Origin of the sequence: Bacteroides sp. OM05-10AA (assembly GCF_003439055.1) — a bacterium.
GTDB lineage: Bacteria > Bacteroidota > Bacteroidia > Bacteroidales > Bacteroidaceae > Bacteroides > Bacteroides intestinigallinarum.
On record NZ_QSUR01000023.1, the window covers coordinates 1 to 22,108 of the forward strand.

Sequence of the window (22,108 nt, forward strand, 5' to 3'; positions counted from 1 at the left end):
AGCCTTTTTATTTTAATACACTATATAGAATCGCGGAGACGCTTACAGGTGTGAATGGTGTGAATACCGTATTTTATTTGATTAGTTCACCGGAAGCACCTGTAAATGAGTTGATATGCGTCTTGTGAAAGACGTGAAGAATGGATAATGAAGTTAAGATAGGTAAGATTGTGCAAGGATTATCACCAGATGTAGAATAAAATTCGTAGCTTTGCCACATAATTTATAAGAAAGATTATGATCGAAGTTGTAGAATCTGCATTGCAAAAGGCAGCGGGTGAAGGAATGGATGAATTCATCCAAGTGTTTACTGATAAATATAAGGAAGTGATTGGCGGTGAATTGACTGCTGATACGATGCCTTTGCTCACTGGCGAGCAACATTCTTTGCTGGCATATCAGATTTTTCGTGATGAAATAATGGTTGGTGGATTTTGCCAATTAATTCAGAACGGCTATGGTGGATATATCTTTGATAATCCGTTTGCGAAAGTGATGCGTTTATGGGGGGCAGAAGAATTCTCTAAATTAGTTTATAAGGCTAAGAAAATCTTTGATGCCAATCGGAAAGACTTGGAAAAGGAACGGACGGATGATGAATTTATGGCTATGTATGAGCAATATGAAGCTTTCGATGAGCTGGAAGAGACTTATTTGGAAATGGAAGAACAAGTTACAGCATTGATTGCGAGTTATGTAGACGATCACTTAGAGCTTTTTGCAAAAATAATAAAGTAATGGATGCAGTATTTTTTAAGTCCTTGCATTTATTAATTATGAATTAGAATTTATATCTTTGCAAAATCTAAAAAATATGTTTATGAAACAGATGAAATTTTTCTTGGTGGCTTTGATGGCTGTGGTTATGGGTATGTCAGTTACTTCATGTATGAATGGAGATGATAATACAATTGTTCAGCGGAATGACTTTGTACGAGTTGTTCAAGACTTTCCTGTTTATTTTAAAGATATGGCTGGTAATAAACTGGTACCTACTTCTGCAATAACAACGTCAGAAACTATGGCATTGATAGCATATCAATATGATAGAGCTACAATTGCAGAAAATGCAACTTCTGTAACTATCACTTTATTGGCAGAACCTTCTTATATAAAGGAATCATATGCGACCACTACTCCATATGTAACGTCTAATTCTCCAGTGATGACATTAGAACCTTCTACGATATATGGTGTATTAAAAGGTGGCTTTTTTGATAAGAATACATTGATTCTTCCGATTGCTTATAAATACAAAAAGTATGAAAAGGAAGAAGATGCACAGGCTGAGTTGAATAGACATTCTTTTGAGCTATATTATGATTCTGAAACAGGTTTCAAAGATGGGATTTTGACTTTGCGTTTGCATCATAATGCTCAAGCTATAGAGAGTGAAAGTGGAGATGGTAAGACTGTAGAAAGAAAGGATAGTAATTTTGAGTATAAAGCATTTAATTTATCAATGATTCTTCGTACATTATCTTCTGTTCCAACTAAGGTTTATGTTGTGATTGATCAAAACGAAAGTAATGATAAGTTTGATGAAGGAAGTATTAAGGATGCAAAATTCCCATATGAGTATCTATTTAAAGAATAACAATTGAACTACAAAGAACTATTTAACATAGCAATGAAATTGATTTCCTCTCCGGCCAAGGCCTGGGAGGAAATTTCTATGGAAGAGGATAGGCGAAAAGTATATATGACTTTTGTCTATCCTATGATTGGTTTATGCGGTCTGTCCGTGTTCGTCGGTTCATTATTGACGAATGGATGGGGAGGTCCGCAAAGTTTCCAGATAGCTATGACCAACTGTTGTGCCGTAGCTGTGGCCCTGTTCGGTGGCTATTTTCTGGCAGCTTATGCCATTAATGAAATGGGAACAAGAATGTTTGGCATGCATAGCAATATGCCGTTGACACAACAGTTTGCAGGATATGCATTAGTTGTGCCTTTCCTGCTTCAGATAGTAACCGGACTATTACCTGATTTTAGAATTATTGCCTGGTTGCTGCAGTTCTACATCGTCTATGTGGTATGGGAGGGAGTTCCTGTATTGATGGGAGTAGAAGAAAAACAACGATTAAAATACACCCTTTTGTCGTCTGTATTGTTAATACTATGTCCGACGGTGATACAGATTGTATTTAATAGACTGACGGCTATACTTAATTAATGAGTGAAGATGAAACAACCTTCTGTAAATATAAAGAATAAACGGGCCACGTTTGATTACGAGCTGATAGATACCTACACAGCAGGTATTGTGTTGACCGGTACGGAAATAAAATCCATTCGTTTGGGAAAAGCCAGTCTGGTAGATACGTTTTGCTATTTTACGAAAGGCGAATTGTGGGTGAAGAATATGCACATCGCCGAATATTTCTATGGATCGTACAATAATCATACGGCACGTAGAGAGAGGAAGTTGTTGCTTAGTAAAAAAGAATTGGAAAAACTTCAGCGGGAGATGAAAAATCCCGGCTTTACGATTGTCCCTGTACGTTTGTTTATCAATGAGAAAGGTTTGGCGAAACTGGTCATAGCTTTGGCGAAAGGTAAGAAAGAGTATGATAAACGGGAATCCATTAAGGAGAAAGACGACCGTAGAGATATGGCAAGAATGTTCAAGCGGTAAATAAAACGCTATAAGATAAAACGCCGGACTACGAGAAGTCTGGCAATGTTGGCAGAGTGGTAATTAGGTATTAATGTGATAGGGTAATGAAAAAGACAATTTCTCAGATCGTATCCGAGCGCATCCTTATTCTGGATGGGGCAATGGGTACAATGATTCAACAATATAATCTCAAAGAAGAAGATTTTCGTGGTGAACGGTTTGCGCATATTCCCGGACAGCTGAAAGGGAATAATGACTTGTTGTGTCTGACACGTCCCGACGTGATTCAGGATATTCATCGTAAATACCTGGAAGCGGGTGCGGATATCATCGAGACCAATACATTTAGTTCAACCACAGTTTCTATGGCCGATTACCACGTAGAAGAATACGTGCGTGAGATGAATCTTGCAGCCGTAAAACTGGCTCGTGACCTTGCTGACGAGTATACAGCCAAGAATCCCGATAAACCACGTTTTGTGGCCGGCTCCGTAGGACCTACCAATAAAACCTGTTCTATGAGCCCGGACGTGAACAACCCGGCTTATCGTGCTTTGAGTTACGACGAACTGGCTGCATCCTATCAGCAACAAATGGAAGCAATGCTCGAAGGTGGGGTTGACGCCATTCTGATTGAAACAATCTTTGATACCCTAAATGCCAAAGCTGCAATTTTTGCAGCCGAACAAGCTATGAAAATGACAGGCGTAGAAGTGCCGATCATGTTATCTGTAACAGTGTCTGATATTGGTGGACGAACATTGTCCGGACAAACATTGGATGCATTTCTAGCTTCTGTGCAACATGCCAATATCTTTTCAGTCGGTTTGAATTGCTCATTCGGTGCCCGTCAGTTGAAGCCGTTCCTGGAACAGCTGGCATCCCGTGCACCTTATTATATTAGTGCCTATCCGAATGCCGGGTTACCGAATAGTCTGGGTAAGTATGACCAGACACCTGCGGATATGGCTCATGAAGTGAGAGAATATATTGAAGAAGGATTAATTAATATTATTGGTGGCTGTTGTGGTACGACAGATGCTTATATTGCTGAATATCCTGCCCTTGTAGAAGGAGCTAAACCACACGTTCCTGCCTCTGCGCCGGATTGTATGTGGCTCTCCGGACTTGAACTGTTGGAAGTGAAGCCGGAAATAAACTTTGTGAATGTCGGCGAACGTTGCAACGTAGCCGGTTCGCGCAAGTTCCTTCGTCTCATCAATGAAAAGAAATACGATGAAGCTCTCTCTATCGCCCGTCAACAAGTGGAGGACGGTGCTTTAGTGATTGACGTCAATATGGACGATGGATTGTTGGAGGCAAAGACAGAGATGACTACTTTCCTGAACCTTATCATGTCTGAACCGGAAATAGCCCGTGTTCCGATCATGATTGATTCTTCCAAATGGGAAGTTATTGAAGCCGGACTGAAGTGTCTTCAGGGCAAATCAATCGTCAATTCTATTTCTTTGAAAGAGGGAGAGGAAGTTTTCCTTGAACATGCCCGAATCATCCGGCAATATGGAGCCGCTGCTGTGGTTATGGCGTTCGACGAGAAAGGACAGGCAGATACAGCCGCCCGTAAAATCGAAGTTTGCCAACGGGCTTACCGTCTTTTGGTTGACAAAATCGGTTTTAATCCTCATGATATTATTTTTGACCCCAATGTGCTTGCTGTAGCTACGGGGATTGAAGAACATAATAACTATGCTGTAGATTTTATTGAAGCTACCGCTTGGATAAAGAAAAATCTCCCCGGTGCACACATCAGCGGAGGAGTCAGCAACCTTTCTTTCTCTTTCCGTGGCAACAATTATATCCGTGAAGCCATGCATGCGGTGTTCCTTTATCATGCCATCCAGCAAGGAATGGACATGGGGATTGTGAATCCGGGAACTTCCGTATTGTACACTGATATTCCGACCGATGTCTTGGAAAAGATAGAAGATGTTGTCTTAAACCGTTGTCCGGATGCGGCGGAACGGCTTATCGAATTAGCGGAATCTCTGAAAGCAAACATGAGCGAAACTGCCGGACAACCGGCTGTCAAGCAAGATGCCTGGAGAGAAGGAACTGTTCAGGAACGTTTGAAGTATGCCTTGATGAAAGGAATTGGAGATTTTCTGGAACAGGACTTGGCAGAGGCATTGCCTCTTTATGATAAAGCTGTCGATGTAATTGAAGGGCCGTTGATGGATGGAATGAACCATGTTGGTGAACTGTTTGGTGCCGGTAAAATGTTTCTTCCCCAGGTTGTGAAGACTGCCCGCACCATGAAGAAAGCCGTAGCTATCTTGCAACCGATCATTGAATCGGAAAAAGTGGAAGGAAGTGCTTCGGCAGGTAAAGTGCTACTGGCAACTGTAAAGGGGGATGTGCACGACATCGGAAAAAACATTGTAGCTGTAGTGATGGCCTGCAATGGTTATGATATTGTAGATTTAGGAGTAATGGTTCCTGCAGAAACCATCGTTCAGCGTGCTATTGAAGAAAAGGTAGATATGATCGGGTTGAGTGGACTGATTACTCCATCTTTGGAAGAAATGGCTCACGTGGCTGTTGAACTTGAAAAAGCAGGTTTGGATATTCCTCTTTTGATTGGTGGAGCCACTACATCGAAGATGCATACGGCATTAAAGATTGCTCCTGTTTATCATGCTCCGGTAGTACACCTGAAAGATGCTTCCCAAAATGCAAGTGTCGCTTCCAAATTGCTCAACCCGCAGGCAAAAGCCGAGCTGGTGAATGAATTGGAAACAGAATATGAAGCACTCCGTGAAAAGAGTGGGCTGATGAAGCGTGAAACTGTTTCGTTGGAAGAAGCACAGAAAAATAAGTTGAACCTGTTTTAAACATTGTCACAATGAAAAAGATTTTCTCTTTCTTATGTCTGATTGTAGCAGTCACTGCTATGACCTCCTGTTCTTCTGCAAAAGAAGAAAAAGGAACATCCGGAACCGGAAATGCTGTGTTGGATAATATTTTCGAGCGCAAAAGTGTGCGTGCTTATCTGAATAAAGGAGTAGAGAAAGAGAAAATCGACTTGATGCTTCGTGCCGGAATGGCTGCTCCTACGGGTAGGGATATCCGTCCATGGGAATTTGTGGTAGTATCTGATCGTGCCAAACTGGATTCAATGGCAGCAGCACTTCCTTATGCCAAAATGCTGACGCAGGCCCGTAACGCCATCATCGTCTGTGGAGATTCAGTACGCTCGTCATATTGGTATTTAGATTGTTCCGCAGCAGCACAGAATATTTTGTTGGCTGCTGAAAGTCTGGGATTGGGTGCTGTATGGACAGCGGCCTATCCTTATGAAGACCGTATGCAAGTAGTGCGTAAATATACTAACCTGCCCGATAATATTCTTCCGCTTTGTGTCATTCCTTTTGGCTATCCGGCTACAAAAGAGAACCCGAAACAGAAATTTGACGAGAAAAAGATACATTATAATCAGTATTAGTAAACAAAAGTTTTGTCTTTTCAATAATTTCCTTACATTTGCGTCTAAATTGATTAAAATCTGATACGCAAATGTTTGGAATAGACGACCCTTTTATAATTCTGCCTTACCTGCTTTCGGTGGTATGTGTGATTTTTGCTGCCTGGTTTGGGCTGAAATATTGGAATAAGGACGACGAAAAAGACGAAACCCGATGAATACATTTACTCTTGGACTAATTGTGGTAGCTTATCTGCTGTCACTGGCCTACCTCGGCTTTTTGGGATATAAGAAAACAACGAATACCAGTGACTATTTGGTAGGCGGACGTCAGATGAATCCCATCGTAATGGCACTTTCTTATGGTGCTACGTTTATTTCCGCATCTGCTATTGTAGGTTTTGGAGGAGTGGCGGCTGCTTTTGGAATGGGTATTCAGTGGCTCTGTTTCCTCAATATGTTTGTAGGGGTGGTTATAGCTTTTATCTTTTTTGGTTTGCGTACCCGGCGTATGGGGGCGAAGTTGAATGTGAGTACTTTCCCTCAATTGTTAGGCCGTCATTTCCGTTCCCGTAATATACAGGTATTTATTGCTGCTGTTATTTTCATCGGAATGCCGCTTTATGCAGCGGTTGTAATGAAGGGTGGAGCCGTATTCATCGAACAGATTTTCCAGATTGATTTCAATATCTCTTTGTTGATATTTACATTGGTCATTGCTGCTTATGTCATAGCAGGAGGAATGAAAGGAGTGATGTATACAGATGCGTTACAGGCAGTTATTATGTTTGGCTGTATGTTGTTCCTGTTATTCTCTCTATATCAGGTGCTCGGCATGGGCTTTACCGAAGCTAATAAAGAGTTGACTGCTATTGCTCCATTGGTTCCTGAAAAATTTAAAGCATTGGGGCATCAGGGGTGGACAGCAATGCCTGTAATGGGGTCACCGCAGTGGTATTCACTTGTTACTTCTCTCATTTTAGGGGTAGGAATCGGTTGTCTTGCACAACCCCAGCTGGTGGTTCGCTTTATGACCGTGGAGAGTAGTAAGCAGTTGAACCGCGGTGTATTCATCGGTTGTTTCTTTCTGATTATAACAGTAGGAGCTATCTATCATGCCGGAGCCTTGAGTAATCTTTTCTTCCTGAAAACAGAAGGAGCGGTTGCTACCGAAGTTGTGCAGGATATTGATAAGATAATTCCGTATTTTATTAATAAAGCGATGCCCGACTGGTTTGCCGCACTCTTTATGTTGTGTATCCTTTCAGCCAGTATGTCTACGCTAAGTTCGCAGTTTCACACGATGGGTGCTTCGGTAGGTTCTGATATTTACGGAACTTATAAACCCCGTTCACGGAATAAACTTACCAATGTGATTCGTCTGGGCGTATTGTTCTCTATCCTAGTCAGCTATATTATTTGTTATATGTTGCCTCATGATATTATAGCCCGCGGAACTTCTATCTTTATGGGAATTTGTGCAGCCGCTTTTCTTCCGGCTTATTTCTGTGCTTTATATTGGAAGAAAGCTACTAAACAAGGCGTCATGGCAAGTCTTTGGGTGGGAACAATCGGCAGTCTGTTTGCTCTTGTGTTTCTTCATCAGAAAGAATCTGCAGCATTAGGTATCTGTAAAGCGTTATTCGGACGGGATGTGTTGATAACCACTTATCCTTTCCCTGTGATTGACCCGATATTATTTGCCTTACCATTATCTGTATTGGCTATTGTCGTAATCAGTCTGATGACCTATAAGAAATAAGTATTAGGTATTACACCTAATACTTTACTTATGCTTTTATTTTCTTTTTGTAGGATTCATAGCGCGACATAATATCTCGAACGAAATTGTAAGTCTCGATGCCACGGAAATATCCGTTTTTGCAGACAGGATCGTTGAAGTATTCTTGATTGCTTTTAAGCAAGATGAAGTTTTCTACATTATCTTTCCATACTAATTTGTTCTTCCCGTATTTTTCGGCTAGTGCCATTGCGTCATATATATGTCCCAAACCGGCATTGTAAGATGCCAGGATAAAATTGAGCCGTTCCTGCTTATCGGGAATCATGCTGAAACTCCGGTCGGTGGCAGTAATATATTTAATAGCCGCTTTCACACTTTCCTCCGGATTCTGCTCTTTGCCGGGAGGTACTCCCATTGCACGTGCTGTGGCAGGCATTAACTGCATGAGTCCTTTGGCACCTGCCCAAGATACAGCGGTAGTGTCAAAATTGGATTCTGTATACGCTAATGATGCAAGCATGCGCCAGTCCCAGCCGATGTCTTTGGAATACTTCTTGAATAAATGGTCATAATGAGATATCTTTCCTTCTTTTAAGGAGAGGATAGGGGAGTGCGGCATCATTTTACTATTCTCAAAATAGCGTTTCATACTGGCTGTGTAAGCAGGAGAAGTCATGTTTTCCTGATGCCATTGGGTAGCGGCAGCTGCCAGTTCGGGGCTGTCTTTCCGTACCGCCCACGAAGAGCGTTGATCGAAACTGATGGACAGATCGATATTTAAATTGGGATAATAGGTCTTATTAAGTCTGGCTAAATCATTGTCGGCCACCGTATACGGAATTTTTCCTTGTGCCACTTGCGTAATCAAGTCCTCAATAGTGATACTGTCATTGGTGACTTCATGAATCCGGATACCTCCTCCTAATTCACTGTTCAGATTGACGAGGCGGTCATAATATTTCCCCGGTTTTACATATATATCTTTTCCGACCAGTTCGGTTACATCTTTCAATGGTTTCTGTTTTCCTCTCCCTTGCTGAACAATTACCTGGTGAGTAATTACATCTTCGCCACAATAAAGAAGACTGTCTTTCCACTCTTTGGTGATTGGCAGATTATAGGCAATCATGTCTCCTTCGCCTGCCAATAATTTTTGGATCATTTCGTCGACACTGTTGGCTACTTCAACCCTGAGCTTTAGTCCCAGGCTTTTAGCAAACTGTTCACTAAGTTCATACTGGAACCCCATTTCTTGTCCCCGGTAAATGAAATAGGAAGTAGAACTATATAATGTCAATACAACGAGTTCACCACTATCTTTTATTTGTGGAAGATCACGTGCTGTCTCATCCATCTTGTTATGATGCTTATTCCGGCATCCGAGCATACAACAAAATAGAATAAGAAATAAAGGAATACTCAGTGTCTTGACATTCATTTCTTAATTTTTAATTTTCAATTTTTAATTCTTAAGGTGCTTCTTGATGTACATGGTCAGTATATCAATAGCTACCCTATTACTGCCTCCTTCCGGTACAATAAGGTCGGCATATCGTTTGCAAGGTTCGATAAACTGCAGGTGCATAGGTTTTAAAACCCGTGTATAACGTTCCATTACAGCTTCGGCAGTACGTCCGCGCTCAATGACATCTCTCTGGATGACACGTATCAGGCGTTCGTCGGGATCGGCATCAACAAATATTTTGAGGTCCATCATATTGCGCAGCCTTTTATCACATAAGGCAAGGATTCCTTCAATGATAACCACTTCACGAGGTTCGATATGAATGGTTTCGGGCTGGCGTGTACATGTGAGATAAGAATAGGTGGGCTGTTCGATGCTCTTTCCTTCTTTCAGCGTCATGACATGCTTGGAAAGCAGACTCCATTCAAAAGCATCCGGATGGTCAAAATTGATATTCTGGCGTTCTTCAACCGGGACATGACTACTGTCTTTGTAGTATGAATCCTGTGGTAAGAGTACTACTTCTCCTGCGGGGAGGCTTTCTATAATTTTCCGTACGACGGTGGTCTTTCCGGAGCCCGTTCCGCCTGCTATTCCTATAATTAACATCTCTTTAAATGTATATTTGAACCAAATAGAGTATTTTTGCATTACTATTAATGTGGTAAACGCATTAACAAGACAAATATAGAAACAATTCATTAAAATAACAACGTAATGGTAAAACACATTGTATTATTTAAGTTAAAAGACGAAGTTCCTGCTGAAGAGAAACTGGAAGTCATGACTAAATTCAAGGAAGCGATAGAAGCTCTTCCTGCTAAAATTTCTGTAATTCGCAAAGTGGAGGTCGGATTGAATATGAATCCTGGTGAAACATGGAATATTGCGCTTTACAGTGAGTTTGATACACTAGAAGATGTTAAATTCTACGCAACACATCCCGACCACGTAGCTGCCGGAAAGATTCTGGCTGAAACGAAGGAGGGCCGTGCGTGCGTAGACTATGAATTATAAACCCCAAAAATAAAGATGAGAAAAATAATTTCTTTCCTGCTTTTAAGCTTTGTTGTATATGCATTGCAAGCGCAGATCAAAGATCCGGTAAAGTTTAAAACAGAGCTGACAGCTCTCTCCGATACGGAGGCAGAGGTGGTGTTTACAGCTACCATGGATAAAGGTTGGCATGTTTATTCTACCGATCTGGGAGATGGCGGCCCTATTTCCGCAACATTCAATGTTGATAATAAATCGGGTGTCGAGCTTGTTGGCAAACTGAAGCCTGTAGGCAAAGAAGTAGCTACTTTCGATAAATTGTTCGAAATGAAGGTACGCTATTTCGAGAATACAGCAAAGTTTGTGCAGAAAGTAAAATTCACGGGTGGAGCTTACGCAATCGAAGGTTATCTGGAATATGGAGCTTGTGATGACGAGAGTTGTCTGCCTCCTACTCAGGTGCCGTTCAAGTATTCCGGAGTAGCAAAAGCCGGAAATGCCGCTGCAACGAAAACAGAGCAACCGGAGCAAAAGGTAGCGGATAAGCAAAAAGAAGAACCCGTTCCTGCTGCTACGAAAGATTCTTCTGCGATGATGGAACTGGTGCCTGCAACTACAACCGAAGCTGCTACGGATATTCAGCCTGCTGTTGCATCGGGTGATCTTTGGAAACCGGTAATCAGTGATTTACAAGCCTTGGGAGAAGAACATGGTCAGGAAGACATGTCCTGGATATATATATTCATAACAGGTTTTCTGGGTGGATTATTGGCATTGTTTACCCCTTGTGTATGGCCGATTATTCCGATGACAGTCAGTTTCTTCTTAAAACGTAGTAAAGACAAAAAGAAAGGAATTCGTGATGCGTGGACATACGGTGCATCTATCGTAGTGATTTATGTGGCATTGGGCTTGGCTATTACTTTGATTTTCGGAGCCAGTGCATTAAATGCTTTATCTACCAATGCTATTTTCAACATTCTCTTCTTCCTGATGCTGGTGATTTTTGCTGCTTCATTCTTTGGAGCGTTTGAAATCAGGCTGCCGTCGAAGTGGGGAAATGCGGTAGATAGTAAAGCTGAATCTACGACCGGATTGCTAAGTATTTTCCTGATGGCTTTCACGCTTTCATTGGTATCTTTCTCTTGTACAGGTCCGATTATCGGCTTCCTGCTGGTACAGGTATCTACAACAGGAAGCGTAGTTGCTCCGGCAATCGGTATGTTAGGATTTGCCATTGCTTTGGCGTTGCCGTTCACACTCTTTGCCCTGTTCCCGTCTTGGCTGAAATCGATGCCAAAATCCGGCGGATGGATGAATGTTATCAAGGTTACGCTGGGTTTCCTCGAATTGGCATTTGCACTTAAATTCTTGTCTGTTGCTGATTTGGCTTATGGTTGGAGATTGCTTGACCGCGAAACATTCCTAGCTTTATGGATTGTCATCTTTGCTTTGCTTGGATTCTACCTGTTGGGCAAGATCAAATTCCCGCACGATGACGATGATAATAAGGTGGGAGTAACCCGCTTCTTTATGGCGTTAATCTCTTTAGCATTTGCCGTATATATGGTTCCCGGTTTGTGGGGAGCACCATTGAAAGCCGTATCTGCATTTGCTCCGCCTATGCAGACGCAAGATTTCAATCTGCATAAGAATGATGTACACGCGAAATTCGATGACTATGATTTAGGAATGGAATATGCCCGTTTGAACGGAAAACCGGTTATGCTCGATTTTACCGGATATGGTTGCGTAAACTGCCGTAAGATGGAAGCAGCGGTATGGACTGACCCGAAAGTGAGTGATTTGATTAATAACGACTACGTATTGATAACACTTTATGTAGATAATAAAACTCCGTTGACCGAACCCGTGAAGATTATCGAAAATGGTACAGAACGAACTTTGCGTACTGTCGGCGATAAATGGAGCTATCTGCAACGTGTGAAATTCGGAGCTAATGCCCAGCCTTTCTATGTATTGCTGGACAATCAGGGTAAACCGTTGAATAAGTCGTATGCTTATAACGAAGATATCCCTAAGTATATTGAATTCTTACAGACCGGATTGGAGAATTATAAGAAAGGGAAATAACGATTTCTCCGATAATGACCAATCTTGGATAATGAATAAAAAAGCGGTCTCATCTTTTCGATGCGGCCGCTTTTTGAATAGAATAAATTGAAATTTTAGCGAAAATTACATGGGTACTTCTATTAATAGAAGTTGGGTTCCTTTTAATATATGTATCGGGAATTCTTTTGTATCCCAAACACCGATACCATCACGTTTGGACAGTCGTTCTTCCGCCACTGTGATTTCTCCTTCAAGTACGAAGATATATACTCCGTTACCTTCCTGATGCATCTTATATTCGATTGTTTTTTCCGTATCGAAACTTCCCATAGAGAACCATGCATCTTGTTTGATGGAAGCCGGAGTTTTACCGTTCGGAGAGAGGATTAATGCCAGCTCATTTTGTTTCAGGAGCGGACGAATATCGAAGTTATTATACTCTGGTTTCGTATTTTCAACTCGTGGAAATATCCATATCTGCAGGAATTCCAATTGTTCTTTATCACTGCCATTGTATTCACTGTGATAAATGCCACTGCCTGTACTCATAACCTGAATATCGCCTGGAGTGATGGTTTTTGTGTTTTGTACACTGTCACCATGTTTCAGGTATCCTTTCAGGGGGATGGAAATCACTTCCATATTTTTATGCGGATGTGTATCGAATCCCATAGACGGGTCTACACTGTCATCGTTCAGCACTCGTAATGCTCCGAAATGAATTCTTTCCGGATTATAATAGTTGGCAAAACTGAATGTGTGATGGGTCTTGAGCCAGCCGTGATTAAAATAGCCTCTTGATGAAGCTCTGTCGATTACTTTTTTCATAATCTTCCTTTCTTTTTTAATAGAACTTTGGTGTGCATCGTATTTGCACTTTACTGTTACTAATAACAATAGAAAGGAGGATAAAGTTCTTAACAGGAGATTTAATAAGAAGAGAGCTTTATTTTTTTATTTCAGAAAAAATACATACGTTTGTAACATCATAACAATACCTTTGTGACCAAAAATAAAGAAAGTATGTACGCAACAGACACTCTAATGGATGAACGGGAACTAGTTCTCCGTCTGATAGACGGAGATGAAGAGGCCTTTTGCGAACTTTATGCCGCTTATAAGAATCGTTTGCTCTACTTCGCCCTGAAATTCGTCAAGTCGCGTGAATTTGCGGAGGATATATTTCAGGATGCGTTTACAGTGGTTTGGCAGACTCGTCGTTTCATCAATCCCGAAGTCTCTTTCTCTTCCTATCTTTATACTATTGTGCGTAATCGTATTTTGAATCAGTTGCGTGACATGGCTAATGAAGATCAGCTGAAAGAACAGATTCTTTCTCAAGCGATCGATTCAACGAACGAAACGAATAATCATATTCTGCTCAATGATTTGAAAGAGATTATTGCTCATGCGTTGGAGCAATTAACGCCCCGCCAGCGTGAGGTATTCAAAATGAGCCGTGAACTACAGATGTCTCATAAAGAAATAGCCGAAGCATTGGGTGTTTCTGTTCATACGGTGCAAGAACATATTTCTCTTTCTCTAAAAGTGATTCGTTCTTATTTGACTAAATATTCAAGTACATCAGCCGATGTACTTTTGATTCTATTGTGCTTGAATTTATAATAAATGTTAATCACACCCTAGCTCTTTCTTACTTTTGTGTATTACTTATACAAAGGGAAGGAAATTAATATCCTTATTTTGAATATATGATGAAAGATACTAAAACAGAAAAAGATAAATTGCATCGCTACCTGGATGATCTTTATACCCTGGATGATGCTTCACAGTTGTTGCAAAGTATTAAGGATTCAGAAAACCAAGATATATTGGACGAACTGGCAGCAGAGGTTTGGGAAGAATCCGGGAATCTGCAACCTGGTAATGATTTGGAGCGGGAAAAATATAAGAGAGAGGCACGCCAATTACTGAAGCGTATTGAACACAAAAAACGTACATGGTTTCGTCGGGCTTCTGTGGTGGCAGTCAGTACAGCGGCTGTAATAGCCATTATCATAGGGAGTGTCAACTTTTTCCGGTATATGAATGCACAACAGGTCACACTGGCTGAAATCACCACTTCCTTTGGTGAGAAAAGACAAGTGACTTTGCCGGACGGAACTCTTTTGGTTCTGAACTCTTGTTCGCAAGTGCGTTATCCGGATCGTTTTGTTGGAGATCTCCGTGAAGTGGAACTTGAAGGAGAGGGATATTTCCGTGTTGCCCGTAATGAAAAGATGCCATTTGTTGTGAGGACGAAGCGACTGGATGTTCAGGTGTTAGGTACCCGGTTTGATGTAAAATCCTATTCAACAGATGAAATAGTGTCTGTGAGTGTGGAGAGTGGTAAGGTGCAGGTCGATTTGCCGGAAGCGATGATGAGGTTGACTGCTAAAGAACAGGTGCTTATCAATACTGTTTCCGGAGAATATAGTAAGAAAGCAGAGGATAGGGGAGTGGCTGTCTGGATGAAAGGTGGGTTACGCTTTTACAGTACACCTATCCGCGATGTGGCAAAGGAACTGGAACGGGTATATAATTGCCGGATTACTTTTGCTCCCGGTCAGGATTTCAACAACTTGATTACCGGCGAACATGATAACAAGAGTCTGGAAGCGGTACTTAAATCCATTGAATTTATCAGCGGTGATATCAAATATAAGAAAGAGGGCATCAATGTACTTCTTTATAAAGAATGAGATGAATAATAGATAATGTTCAACCTTTTAAAAAATAATAGATGAAAACAGCTCCTTCATGAACCTCCCCAAAATGATAGAAGCACTCCAAAGGAATGCCTCTATCCGCAATCCGGACGGATATTCATAAGCTTCGACCCAAATGAATAACGTATCGTGCATTGCTTGTTTTTAATAACTTTAGTCAATTACTAAAACGCACAAATTTATGAATAATCTTCTTATTTGTAAAGGGATAAGTAAAAATAGCTGTTCGTTTTTAGCTTTTTTACTATTCACCTTCATTTTAATAGCTCCGGCTGCTGCTCAGACATTGAAAGAGCATGATATTACGCTTCGTGTGCAAAATGAGCCGGTAGAGAGTGTTTTCAATAAAATCAGCAAACAGACTAATTTTAAGTTTCTCTATGATCAGGAGACGGTGAACAAGGCTCCGAGAGTTTCTTTCGACATTAAAAATGCTTCATTAAAACAGATTCTGGGAGAAATTACTTCCCAGGCCAAGCTTTATTTCAATAGGACCGATCATACAATTGCTGTCAGCAAACAGCCGCTTAAAAAAGAAGAAACTGCTCAACGTGCACGCACTATCCAGGGAATAGTTGCAGATGATAAAGGAGAGCCGGTGATTGGTGCCAGTGTGCAGATTAAGGGAGAAGGCAGTGGTACGATTACCGATATTGACGGACGTTATTCATTAATGAATGTACCGGAGTCTGCAACATTGACTATTTCTTATATTGGATATAAAACGGTAAATATCTCTGCAAAGGATAAAAATACGGCGAAAATCACGTTGGTAGAAGATAGTAAGATGATTGATGAGGTAGTAGTGGTGGGATATGGAGTTCAGAGAAAAAGAGACGTCTCTACTTCTATTTCTTCCGTGAAAGCTGAACAAATTGCGGATGTTTCTGCTTCAGACTTTCGTCAGGCGTTGGCAGGTAAGATGCCGGGGGTACAGGTTACACAGCCAAGTGGTGATCCGGAGGGAAGTGTAAGTATCCGTGTTCGTGGTATCAGTACGGTTAATGCCGGTAGTGATCCTCTTTATATTATTGATGGCGTGCCGGTGGAACGTGGATTTGCCAATCTGAATAATAATGATGTCGAATCTGTGGAAGTTTTGAAAGATGCTTCGTCGGCAGCTATTTATGGTAGTCGCGGTTCCAACGGTGTAATTATTATCACGACCAAGCAGGGACAGTCGGAAAAGATGAAAGTGCAGTATGATGGATATTATGGTATCCAGAGTGTTTCGAAGAAACTTTCAATGATGAATGCATATCAGTTTGCCGAATTTGCAAAGGATGGTCATGACAACGCTTATCTGGATGCTAATCCCGGAGGTTCACCGGATGACCCGAATGGAATGCGCCCGAATTCATGGGAACGTATTCCTACCGAACTCTTTCCCTATCTGAATGGTGATAAGGGGTTGACGGATACGGATTGGCAAGATGCTATTTTTCGTACTGCTGCTACTACCAGCCACAATGTTTCTATTTCCGGCAGAGGAAAAACAGTCGGCTATTTCATTTCAGCCAACTATTATGATAAAGAGGGTATTATTATTAATTCCGACTTTAAGAAATATAGTATGCGTATGAATTTGGACGGGAAATATAAAAGACTGAAATTCGGTTTGAATTTCTCTCCTTCCTATTCTACTTCCAATCGGGTAGATGCTTCCGGATCTAATGGTATTGTGCAATCGGCATTGATGATGCCTCCGGTATGGCCGGTGTATAATGCGGATGGCAGCTATAATTATCAGGGAAATGGCTATTGGAGAATTGGAAATGACTATCAGCATAATGCCGTATTGAACCCGGTAGCCATGGCAAACTTACAATCGGATGTCGTAGACCGTATGGCGATTGTCGGAAAAGTTTTTGCTGAATTGGAGTTGTATAAGGGGCTTACTTATAACATTTCTTTTGGTGGCGATTATTATGGTTCGCATAATGACCAATATCGTTCTTCGGAACTTCCTTTATTGGGACAGAAGTATTATGATGTAAAGTCAAATCCGACAGCCTACAGTTCATCAGGTTTTTATTTCAACTGGTTGGTGGAGAATAAAATCAATTATAACACAACGATTAAGGATGCTCATTCTATCAATGTGGTCTTAGTACAGTCGGCTCAAAAAGAGACATATAAAGGAGATAATGTGACGGCAACCGATTTCCCGAACGACTATATACAAACAATTTCCGGAGGTACGGTGACGAAAGGTGCATCTGATAAAACCCAATGGACGATTGCTTCTTATCTGGCACGTATGCAGTACAGTTATAAAGGTAAATATATGGCTTCGGTAGCTATTCGTGCAGACGGTTCTTCCCGTTTTGGCAAGAATAACCGGTGGGGATATTTTCCTTCAGCTTCTTTGGCGTGGAGAATAAGCGGAGAAGACTTCTTTATGAAGGCTAAGTGTCTGTCGTTTGTTGATGATTTGAAGTTAAGAGCGAGTTATGGAGTGACCGGTAACTTTCAGATTGGCAATTATGATCATTTGTCTCTGATGGCTTTGGATAATTATGTGCTTGGCACAGGTAACGGACAATTGGTGAATGGTTACAAGCCAAGTACCATAAAGAATGAAGATTTGAGTTGGGAAAAGAATGCGATGGTGAATGTGGGTATCGATTTGCAGATGTTCAAAGGATTGCTGGGATTGACTGTGGATTATTATAATACCAATACCTCTAATATGTTGTTGAATGTACTAGTTCCCCACCTGACCGGATATAGCACTGCATTGATGAATATCGGTAAAGTGAATAATAGGGGATGGGAAGTTGCTTTGACCTCACAGAAGAATATAACTAAAGATTTCGGTTATTCGTTCAATGCTAATTATGCCACTAATACGAACGAAGTGAAGGCACTCGGTCCGGGTAATGCTCCTATCATATCTACCGGTAGCGTAGATCATGCTTATTACATAACGAAAGTCGGTGAACCTATCGGATGTTATTATTTGTTGGTGCAGGATGGAATTTTCTCCAATGAAGAAGAATTAAAAAAGTATCCTCATTTCAGCAATACCCAGCCGGGAGATTTCCGCTTTGTGGATGTAGACGGGGATGGAGTGATGGACTTGGATAAAGATCGTACAATCGTAGGTAACTATATGCCCGATTTTACCTATGGGTTTGGTGGTAAAGTCTGGTTTAAGGGATTTGACCTTGATTTTAATTTTCAAGGAGTATATGGTAATGAGATTCTGAATCTGAATCGTCGTTACATTGATAATCTGGAAGGTAATACCAATGGCACCACTATAGCCTTGAATCGTTGGAAAAGTCCGGAAGATCCGGGAAACGGTCAGGTGAACCGTGCCAACCGTAAGTCAAAGGGGTATAATGGTCGTACTTCAACCTGGCATCTGGAAGATGGTTCTTATCTGCGACTGCAGAATGTGACACTAGGATATACCTTGCCGAAGAACCTGACTCAACGCTTTTTCGTGGAAAAATTAAGAGTTTACGTTTCCGGACAAAATTTATGGACTTCGACTAATTATAGCGGATATAATCCGGAAGTAAATGCACGTCCGAGTAATTCTCTTTCACCGGGTGAGGATTATGGAACTTATCCATTAGCTAAAACATTCTTGTTTGGGCTAAACATAACACTTTAATCATCCTTTAAAATACACGTTATATGAAAAAATATAAACTAATACTATTCCTATCAACTGCCTTGTTATCAGTTGCTTGTACAGATAGTTTCTTCGATTTGGAACCGAGTAGCAGTGTGCCTACCGACAAGGTATATAAGACAGCGGAAGATTTTAATGTAGCCGTGATAGGATGTTACTCCAAATTGCAGACACAAGTTTCCTATTTTACAGAGTGTTGCGAATATCGGAGTGATAATTTGACATTGAGTGCGCCCACTGCCGGAACACAAGACCGTTATGATATCGATCAGTTTGCAGATAAAGCCTCTAACGGAATTTTGGAAGATGCCTGGGCGAACTTTAATAATGGAGTCTATCGTTGCAATCTTGTATTAGATAGAATTGATGAGGCCAACTTCGACGCAACTCTGAAAAAACAATATAAAGGCGAAGCTCTTTTTATCCGTGCCCTTACTTATTTTAATATGTATCGTTTATGGGGAGGGATACCGATGACTAATAAAGTGGTGACGGTGGCTGAAGCTCTTAAAATCGGGCGCAGTTCCGATCAACAGGTTTATGATTTTCTTGTTGGTGATTTGAATCAGGTTATTAATGAAAATATGTTGCCGTCTTCTTATACAAGTGCCGATATGGGACGAGTGACTTCCGGTGCTGCAATGGCATTGCTCGGCAAGATTTACCTGACTTTCCATAAATGGACGGAGGCTCGCAATGTGCTATCTCAACTAGTGGGGCGATATTCTTTAATGACTACTCCCGAACAGGTGTTTGACGTGAACAATAAAATGAACGATGAGATTATTTTTGCTGTTCGCTTTAATAAAGATGTCGAAGGAGAAGGACATGGATATTGGTTCTCTATTATTAATCTGACTGATGATACCAATCAGACAAAGTCTCTGAAAGAGTGCTACAAAGATGGGGATAAGCGAAAGAATCTGATTACCTATGTAAAGGTGGAAGATAAAGTATGCGTGATGAATAAATTTAAAGATGTCAAAAGTGCGACCTATAATACAGTCGGTAATGACCAGATTATTCTCCGTTATGCCGATGTGTTGTTGATGTACGCCGAAGCTTTGAATGAAATCAGTTATAGTAATTTGCAGAATTCAGAAGCTATGGTTGCTTTGAATGCTGTGCATACTCGTGCCGGATTGTCTCCGCTTCAGATAACAGAGCTTCCCGATCAGGATAGCTTCCGTAAAGCGATTATGTTGGAACGTCAACAGGAGTTTCCTTATGAAGGACAGCGTTGGTTCGATTTGGTACGTATGGGAGGTGCTAAGGAGGCTATGAAAGCAGAAGGACATATTATTCAGGACTATCAATTCCTGTATCCTATTCCAAAAACGGAGTTGGAAAGAATAAACAACACAGAACTGTTGTGGCAGAATACGGGATATTAATAGGATTAAACTAAAAGAAATCAAACGATGAAAAAAATACTATATAGCTTGTTGTTTATTTTCACGGTAGTCTTTACTGCTTGTGAAGAAGATCTGCCAAAGGCAAGTTTCGATTTATATGAACTGAAGTCACTAACGGCAACAGCCGGAGATATGAATGTGACTCTTTCCTGGGAAGCATACGAGAACGCCCGTCCGAATGAATATTTGATTCTTTGGACTTCCGGATCATCAGAAGCGGAAGGAGGCGAGATGACTGTGGATGCAAAAACAATGACTGCCACTATCAATAATCTGGTGAATGATGTTGCTTACACTTTTTCTGTGCAACCTCGTTATGCGGGAGGATTGGCCAGTAAAACTACTGCTGCCTGTACACCGAAGAATGCAAGATATCCGATTTCTGATCTGACGGCAGCAGCTGGCAATGAAAGAGTGCGTTTGAGATGGACGAAACCTGCAAGTGAACGTTTCACTCGCTATCAGGTTACCGTGAATCCCGGTAATCAGATTATCAATCTGGATGATACTTCATTGGAAGAATACATCGTTGATGGTTTGACTAACGATCAGGAATATACATTCAATGTAGTCTGTGTTTATCCTACAGGCAATTCTATTGCGGTGGAAACTTCTGCTACTCCCGGATTGATCTATCCTATTCTTGCTAGTACGGAATTGGTTGTGTGGGAGCCTTCTACCTTTGCTTATAACGATATGTATTTCATGGCTGGTGAAGTGAAATCGGTAAGTTGGGATTTTGGTGATGGTACGACATCGGGAGAAAACAATCCGGTGCATGCTTTTGCTACTACCGGTACTTATACAGTGGCCGTAACGGTGACTTATGTTAATAATACTACCGAGTCGGGCAGTCTGACTGTCATGGTCGGCAATTATAAATGGAATTCTGTCGATTTGAACTTCGGTGGACTTACCGGATATGTAAAGACCTCCAATCCGGTGTTCTCTCCGGATGGAAAAACAATGTATATCCCGACATCTACTCCTGCGGGTCATTTATTTGCTATTGACGTAGTGAGCGGTGAGTTCAAGTGGGTGTTTGCTATCAGTCAGATAACTTATGGCGGCGGTGCGTTGGTGGCTCCTGATGGTACAATCTATCAGTGTGTAAGAAATGCCACTATTAATAATGTATATGCTATTAATCCGAACGGAACTCAAAAGTGGGCAGTAAAATTGGATGCTGCGATAGGAGCTTTCCCTGCATTGTCGGCCGATGGTGTTCTTTACTGTCTCACCAATAAGAGTACGTTGTATGCGCTGGATGCATCCAGTGGTGCTATTAAATGGCAACAATCGCTTGACGGAGCAACCGGTAGTGCTGTGGCTATTGATAAAGCCGGAAATGTTTATGCAGGTACAAGTGCAGCCATTTATTCTTTTAAATCGAATAAAGAGCAGAATTGGAAATTGGAAGAAGTGAATGTGACAGAACAGGCTACGTTTGCTTTGAAGGATCAGGTACTTTATGCGACTTTGAAAAACGGAGGACTCGTTGCTGTTGATATGACAAACGGAACGAAGAAATGGACGTATCCGACTACAAAAGGAGATGCTTATTTCCCGATTGCTGATAAAAATGGCAATGTCTATTTTACTGAAAAAGGATCGCAGACTGTTCATGCAGTAAATGCCAGCGGATCTAAAATCTGGGAGAAAAATGTGGGTAACAATTTGAACTACAGTGGAGGTGCTTTGAGTACGGATGGTATTCTTTATATAGGTACCCAATCGAATAACAAAGTGCTGGGACTTGACATCACTAATGGAAACATTGTTTTTGAAGAGACTGTGGGACAACAAGTCATGGCAGCTGTTAGCATTGGCCCCGACAGACGGCTTTATTGCGGAACGATCGGATCTAATAATATCGGTTCGATAAAGGCTTTTGCTGTCAATAAGACATTAGCAACAGACTCCTGGAGTATTCGTGGTGGTGATATTCAAGGTACAAACCGTCAAAAGTAAGCGA

The 22,108-nt window shown here is 41.2% G+C and carries 18 protein-coding genes; 15 read left to right on the forward strand and 3 right to left on the reverse strand.

The genetic code is table 11. The annotated features are described in order from the left end of the window. The first annotated feature begins 237 nt into the window (after positions 1 to 237). The 8 genes from DXB58_RS17450 to DXB58_RS17480 all read left to right on the forward strand — a co-directional run bounded on the left by DXB58_RS17450 (position 238) and on the right by DXB58_RS17480 (position 7,824). Complete coding sequence (locus tag DXB58_RS17450; RefSeq protein WP_122137680.1) at positions 238 to 738, forward strand: DMP19 family protein; 501 nt, start codon at positions 238 to 240, stop codon at positions 736 to 738. 82 nt (positions 739 to 820) lie between these two features. After that, entirely contained in the window at positions 821 to 1,597 is a 777-nt protein-coding gene (locus tag DXB58_RS17455) for a hypothetical protein (RefSeq protein ID WP_147338737.1), read from the forward strand. Between the two features lie 33 nt (positions 1,598 to 1,630). After that, entirely contained in the window at positions 1,631 to 2,176 is a 546-nt protein-coding gene (locus DXB58_RS17460; protein WP_122137682.1) for a Yip1 family protein, read from the forward strand. A gap of 9 nt (positions 2,177 to 2,185) precedes the next feature. Further along, entirely contained in the window at positions 2,186 to 2,638 is a 453-nt protein-coding gene (gene smpB, locus DXB58_RS17465; protein ID WP_117937536.1) for an SsrA-binding protein, read from the forward strand. Positions 2,639 to 2,724: 86 nt separating this feature from the next. Beyond that, positions 2,725 to 5,472, forward strand: coding sequence for a methionine synthase (gene metH / locus DXB58_RS17470; protein ID WP_122137683.1), 2,748 nt, complete (start codon positions 2,725 to 2,727; stop codon positions 5,470 to 5,472). An 11-nt stretch (positions 5,473 to 5,483) separates the two neighbouring features. Next, positions 5,484 to 6,083, forward strand: a complete 600-nt coding sequence (locus DXB58_RS17475; RefSeq protein WP_004296933.1) for a nitroreductase family protein — start codon at positions 5,484 to 5,486, stop codon at positions 6,081 to 6,083. A gap of 71 nt (positions 6,084 to 6,154) precedes the next feature. Beyond that, positions 6,155 to 6,280: a symporter small accessory protein gene (locus tag DXB58_RS28220; protein WP_004296931.1), complete on the forward strand. Its 126-nt coding sequence runs from the start codon at positions 6,155 to 6,157 to the stop codon at positions 6,278 to 6,280. Beyond that, positions 6,277 to 7,824, forward strand: coding sequence for a sodium:solute symporter (locus DXB58_RS17480; protein WP_122137684.1), 1,548 nt, complete (start codon positions 6,277 to 6,279; stop codon positions 7,822 to 7,824). The genes DXB58_RS28220 and DXB58_RS17480 overlap by 4 nt, the downstream gene beginning before the upstream one ends. Before the next feature lie 28 nt (positions 7,825 to 7,852). On the opposite strand, the gene DXB58_RS17485 is transcribed toward DXB58_RS17480, so the two are convergent. After that, a complete protein-coding gene (locus tag DXB58_RS17485) occupies positions 7,853 to 9,244 on the reverse strand; it encodes a transporter substrate-binding domain-containing protein (protein WP_122137685.1) in 1,392 nt (463 codons plus the stop codon). A 24-nt stretch (positions 9,245 to 9,268) separates the two neighbouring features. After that, the gene (udk, locus tag DXB58_RS17490; protein ID WP_122137686.1) at positions 9,269 to 9,880 is read right to left on the reverse strand and encodes a uridine kinase; all 612 of its coding nucleotides are present in this window, start codon (positions 9,878 to 9,880) and stop codon (positions 9,269 to 9,271) included. Between the two features lie 108 nt (positions 9,881 to 9,988). Between udk and DXB58_RS17495 the strand changes: the two genes are divergently transcribed. Together DXB58_RS17495 and DXB58_RS17500 are read left to right on the forward strand one after the other, a co-directional pair. Continuing rightward, positions 9,989 to 10,288: a Dabb family protein gene (locus tag DXB58_RS17495; protein WP_009000894.1), complete on the forward strand. Its 300-nt coding sequence runs from the start codon at positions 9,989 to 9,991 to the stop codon at positions 10,286 to 10,288. Positions 10,289 to 10,303: 15 nt separating this feature from the next. Continuing rightward, positions 10,304 to 12,361 carry a cytochrome c biogenesis protein CcdA gene (locus tag DXB58_RS17500; RefSeq protein WP_199487977.1) on the forward strand — a complete coding sequence of 686 codons (2,058 nt, stop codon included), beginning with the start codon at positions 10,304 to 10,306 and terminating at the stop codon, positions 12,359 to 12,361. Between the two features lie 105 nt (positions 12,362 to 12,466). On the opposite strand, the gene DXB58_RS17505 is transcribed toward DXB58_RS17500, so the two are convergent. Further along, positions 12,467 to 13,171 carry a pirin family protein gene (locus DXB58_RS17505; protein ID WP_122137688.1) on the reverse strand — a complete coding sequence of 235 codons (705 nt, stop codon included), beginning with the start codon at positions 13,169 to 13,171 and terminating at the stop codon, positions 12,467 to 12,469. A gap of 195 nt (positions 13,172 to 13,366) precedes the next feature. Between DXB58_RS17505 and DXB58_RS17510 the strand changes: the two genes are divergently transcribed. The 5 genes from DXB58_RS17510 to DXB58_RS17530 all read left to right on the forward strand — a co-directional run bounded on the left by DXB58_RS17510 (position 13,367) and on the right by DXB58_RS17530 (position 22,104). Then, a complete protein-coding gene (locus DXB58_RS17510) occupies positions 13,367 to 13,969 on the forward strand; it encodes an RNA polymerase sigma-70 factor (RefSeq protein WP_122137743.1) in 603 nt (200 codons plus the stop codon). 86 nt (positions 13,970 to 14,055) lie between these two features. Then, positions 14,056 to 15,045 (forward strand): FecR family protein, encoded by a 990-nt coding sequence (locus DXB58_RS17515; protein ID WP_199487978.1) that lies wholly within the window; start codon positions 14,056 to 14,058, stop codon positions 15,043 to 15,045. A gap of 208 nt (positions 15,046 to 15,253) precedes the next feature. Beyond that, the gene (locus DXB58_RS17520) at positions 15,254 to 18,697 is read left to right on the forward strand and encodes a TonB-dependent receptor (RefSeq protein ID WP_122137689.1); all 3,444 of its coding nucleotides are present in this window, start codon (positions 15,254 to 15,256) and stop codon (positions 18,695 to 18,697) included. A 23-nt stretch (positions 18,698 to 18,720) separates the two neighbouring features. Then, positions 18,721 to 20,112 carry a RagB/SusD family nutrient uptake outer membrane protein gene (locus DXB58_RS17525; protein ID WP_004305970.1) on the forward strand — a complete coding sequence of 464 codons (1,392 nt, stop codon included), beginning with the start codon at positions 18,721 to 18,723 and terminating at the stop codon, positions 20,110 to 20,112. Between the two features lie 27 nt (positions 20,113 to 20,139). Further along, positions 20,140 to 22,104, forward strand: coding sequence for a PQQ-binding-like beta-propeller repeat protein (locus DXB58_RS17530; protein WP_122137690.1), 1,965 nt, complete (start codon positions 20,140 to 20,142; stop codon positions 22,102 to 22,104). The last annotated feature ends 4 nt before the right edge of the window (positions 22,105 to 22,108 follow it).